Below are 1,464 nucleotides of genomic sequence, written 5' to 3'. Positions count from 1 at the left end.
AGTAAAAATGTACGAATACCAGGAATTCGGCACCTACACCAGCGAAGGCGACAGCGACAGTGACGAAACAAGGTTCACCTTCACCGGCGCCCCCTACTTCACCGGCCCCGGGCTATACCAGATGGGAGCCAGGTATTATAACCCGGAGATAGGGAGGTTTATCACCAATGATACCTACCGGGGCAACATCTACGAACCCTGGACGCAGAACCTTTATACTTACTGCAATAATAACCCGGTGAACTATGTGGATCCGACGGGGCATTTTGTAAAAGATGATTTTGATGGAAATGGTAAGTTTAGGTATAGTACCTCGGTACGTACTGCATTGGAAAGATGTGGTATGATGTGGACTGAAGCTAATATAAGTGGTGATGAAAAAAGTAAAAAATATTGGCACCAATTAGCAGATTGTTATAGGGGAAAGGGACCTCATCCAGACGAGATCAACCCAGTTCCATTACAAGATGATCCAATATTTATAGGCTTATCAATGTTAAATGGAACTGGAGAAATTAGGTTAGGTTTACAAGGAGGCAAGACAGGTACTCAAGCTGCTTATAGGTATGTTAGCGAAGGTGAGCTTAATGTAATAAAGGCAACAGGAAAAATACCCAACGTGGACAGAGCCGGTAATTTGAAGGATATATTTGTTTCACCCAACAAATATGACACAATATTAGAAGCTGAAAAAGGGCTTCAAATTGGAAAACAGAATCCTTTTGGCCCAACTGGATCACCAGTCTATCGAGTGGAGTTCAATATGAATTCAGTAAATTATAGATATGGTGGAAATGTTGAGGGTGGAACAGGTATTGAAATGATTACAGAGCAATCGATTCCTGTAGATTTAATGAAAATATATAAATTAAGGTAGGTGAAACAATGGATACTTTTCCAGAAATTATTAGAATAAAAATATGTGATTCGGATACTGGCAAACCAATTGAAAAAATTGTCCTAAAAATTAAGCTTTACGCGAAGCACAAGAATGACTACAATTTTATTCTACCACCTTCAGACAAAAATGGATTTGTTGAAGTGAAGAAGACTTGGTTGGAGGAGGAAATAACAAAAGAACAAGCACTGTTTGTCATGGATTATGCGTCTAATTTAAATGAATGTGAGCCTAAATTTAGGTTAACCGTGCTTGATGGAAAATCACTAGATAAAGCTATCGGCGCAATGATTCTATATCAAGAAGCACTAAAGATAACAAATATAGAAATAGAAAAATACAGACAAGCCATTAATAAAAAATATTATTCTAAAGAATTAGATTTTGCATTAATTGATTTAAAAGATGATATCTGTATAGAGCTCGATGTTTATTGATATATTAATGATTTTGTGTTAATTTTATTGTATATTGTGACTGCTTACGGAAACTGGCGATAAAGGAAACAGCGCCATTGCCGGTAACCAATATTTAATTGAGAAGTAGGAAATATGGCAATCGGAGCA

The 1,464-nt window shown here is 37.2% G+C and carries 2 protein-coding genes; both read left to right on the top strand.

Annotated elements, in window-relative coordinates:
- Positions 1-877: RHS repeat-associated core domain-containing protein (locus DCCM_RS04525; protein ID WP_231702657.1), on the top strand; the 877-nt coding region annotated here is incomplete at its 5' end.
- A gap of 8 nt (positions 878-885) precedes the next feature.
- A complete protein-coding gene (locus DCCM_RS04520; RefSeq protein WP_104371273.1) occupies positions 886-1,335 on the top strand; it encodes a hypothetical protein in 450 nt (149 codons plus the stop codon).
- Positions 1,336-1,464 lie beyond the last annotated feature (129 nt).

Origin of the sequence: Desulfocucumis palustris, from assembly GCF_002933875.1 — a bacterium.
GTDB classification, from domain to species: domain Bacteria; phylum Bacillota; class Desulfotomaculia; order Desulfotomaculales; family Desulfocucumaceae; genus Desulfocucumis; species Desulfocucumis palustris.
Note: the sequence above shows the minus strand (reverse complement) of the source record. Positions and strands in the feature narration are given on the sequence as shown.